This window comes from Actinotalea sp. C106, from assembly GCF_023630195.1.
GTDB lineage: Bacteria > Actinomycetota > Actinomycetes > Actinomycetales > Cellulomonadaceae > Actinotalea.
The window spans coordinates 1-2,313 of record NZ_JALPKN010000395.1 but is presented as its reverse complement, the minus strand read 5'-3'; the positions used below and the strand labels follow the sequence as shown (position 1 = coordinate 2,313).

General features: G+C 76.1%; 2 protein-coding genes and 1 pseudogene. 1 reads left to right on the top strand and 2 read right to left on the bottom strand.

Features of this window, described 5'->3' with window-relative positions; all coding sequences use genetic code 11:
- A pseudogene (locus L0B03_RS16820) lies at nucleotides 1-519 on the bottom strand (hypothetical protein); the annotation flags it as partial.
- Nucleotides 520-602: 83 nt separating this feature from the next.
- Between L0B03_RS16820 and L0B03_RS16815 the strand changes: the two are divergent.
- Entirely contained in the window at nucleotides 603-1,721 is a 1,119-nt protein-coding gene (locus tag L0B03_RS16815) for a macrolide 2'-phosphotransferase (protein ID WP_250448007.1), read from the top strand.
- Here the strand turns inward: L0B03_RS16815 and L0B03_RS16810 are convergent.
- The coding region (locus tag L0B03_RS16810; RefSeq protein WP_250448005.1) for a PD-(D/E)XK nuclease family protein at nucleotides 1,706-2,313 on the bottom strand (608 nt) is incomplete at its 5' end. The two genes, L0B03_RS16815 and L0B03_RS16810, sit on opposite strands and share 16 nt — an antisense overlap.

Genomic DNA, 2,313 nt, shown 5'->3' with positions numbered 1-2,313 from the left:
TCCGACTTCGGCCGCCGCCAGCCCGGTGTCGGGGTCCTCGAGCCGGTGCCCGACCTCGCGCAGCGTCGCCCAGGTGGCGCCGTCGACCAGGGCCGCCAGGACGGTCGAGCCCGAGTCCCGGGCGTCGACGCCCATGTCGAGCCGGTCCTGGGGCCGCGGGTCCCCCGGGGGCAGCACGAGGGCGAGGAAGGTCGTGCCCTCGTGCTCGCCGAGGAAGAACCAGAGGAGCGTGCTGGACGTCACCCCTGCGTCGGGGGTCCGGTCGGTCGCGCTCGCGGACGCGGGGGCGGGGGCGGGGGCGCGCCCGGTGTCGACGGGGGCGGGGATCCCTGCCTGCTCGAGCTCGGCGGGCCGGCGCAGGTCCAGGGCCTCGCCCGTGACCGCGAGACGACTGCCGTGCAGGACGACCACCCGGGTGCCCTCGCTCCGCCAGGCCGCGGCCAGCAGGTCCGGCTCGCTGCGGCGGTGGGCCGCACGGTCGGCGACGGCGCGGGAGAGCGGCAAGGAGTCCGAGTTCATCTCGCCACCGTACGGCGCGACCGATCACGGACACACCCGCGGCTGGCTGTGCCGGGTGGCGCCCGGGAGCCTACGGTTGGCCCGTGGCCCGCTCCCCCTTGTCCCTCGCCGCGCTGGCGACGGTCGCGATCCCCCGGCTCGACGTCGTCGACGCCCGTGCCGCCCGACCCTCGGGTGGTGACGTCGACTCCGCCGTGGTGATCGACGCCGACGGCCGCCGCTGGGTGGTCCGTGCGCCGCGGTCGAGCGCAGCCGGCGCGGCCCTCGAGGCCGAGGTGGCCCTGCTGAGCCGTCTGATGGGGCACGTCGACGCCGACCGTCTGCCCTTCGACGTGCCACGTCCTGCGGGCTTCGCCCCGCTGCCCGAGGGCGGGCGCGCCGTGGTGCACTCGCAGCTCAAGGGCCGCCCCCTGGCCCTCGAGCTGCTGGGGCCCGGACCTGGGCTCGCGGCCCACGTCGGGCGGGCGATCGGGGCCCTCCACGAGCTCCCCGAGCAGACCGTCGAGGATGCCGGGCTCCCGGTCTACGAGGCCGAGGCCTACCGCCAGCGCCGCCTCTCCGAGGTGGACGAGGCGGCCCGCACGGGGCACGTGCCGGCCGGGCTGCTGCGCCGCTGGGAGCGGGCCCTCGAGGACGTCGCCCTGTGGCGCTTCCGCCCGACGGTGGTGCACGGGGACCTGTCCTCGGACCAGGTCCTGTGCTCGCGGGAGGCACCCACCGGGATCCTCGGCTGGTCCGAGGCCAAGGTCGCCGACCCTGCTGACGACCTCGCCTGGTTGCTGGTCGCGGCTCCGCAGGAGGCCGTGGACCCCATCGTCGAGGCCTACACCTTGCGCCGGACCGAGACCAGCGACCGCCACCTCGTCGAGCGCGCGATGCTGGCGGGCGAGCTCGCACTGGCCCGCTGGCTGCTGCACGGGGTGCGCAACGACAGCGCCGAGGTCGTCGACGACGCGACGGCGATGCTGGTCGAGCTCGACGAGCAGACCTCGGTCGACGAGCCACCCGTGGCGACCGCGGCGACCTTCTCCTCGGCGGCCCCCTCCTCGGCCGGCTCCCTCTCCGAGGAAGGTGTTGCCGCGACCGACGAGCCCGGATCGCTGGAGCACTCCGGCCTCACGGAGGACCCCGCCGAGGGCGGCCACGAGCCGGGCGACCCCACCCCGGGCGCCTCGGCCGAGGAGCCTCAGCCCCGGTCCTGACCTCGCACGAGGGCCTCGATCTCGGCCTCCTCGAGGAGCCACTGGGGTCGGACCGTCTCGTCGGCCGCCACGTAGTAGAACGCAGCGCTGACCCGGTCGAGGGGCGTGTCGGTCCATCGGGACCACGCGAGCCGGTAGACAGCGAGCTGCAGCTCGCGGTGCCCGGCCGCGGCCGGGTCCTGCGGGGGGCGCCCGGTCTTCCAGTCGACGACCACGACTCCCCCGGGGACCTCGGGGTCGGTGAAGACGGCGTCGATCCGGGAGCGGACCATGACGTCACCGACGGGGGTCTCGACGTCGACCTCGATCGCCAGCGGGCTGCGACGGGCCCAGGGCGAGGCCAGGAAGGTGCTGCGCAGCTGCTCGAGGTCCTCGTCCCCCCGGAGGGACTCGTCGTCGGCGCCGGGCAACGTGTCGACGTCGACCAGCGCCGCCGACCCGAAGTAGCTCTCCACCCAGGCGTGGAACAGCGTCCCGCGTCGGGCGTGCACCGAGGGGGCGAGCGGCACCGGGCGGCGCAGCTGGAGCGCGAAGCCCTCGCGGTCCCCCGCCAGCCGGACGACGGCCGAGGCCGACAGGTGCGCGGGCAGGG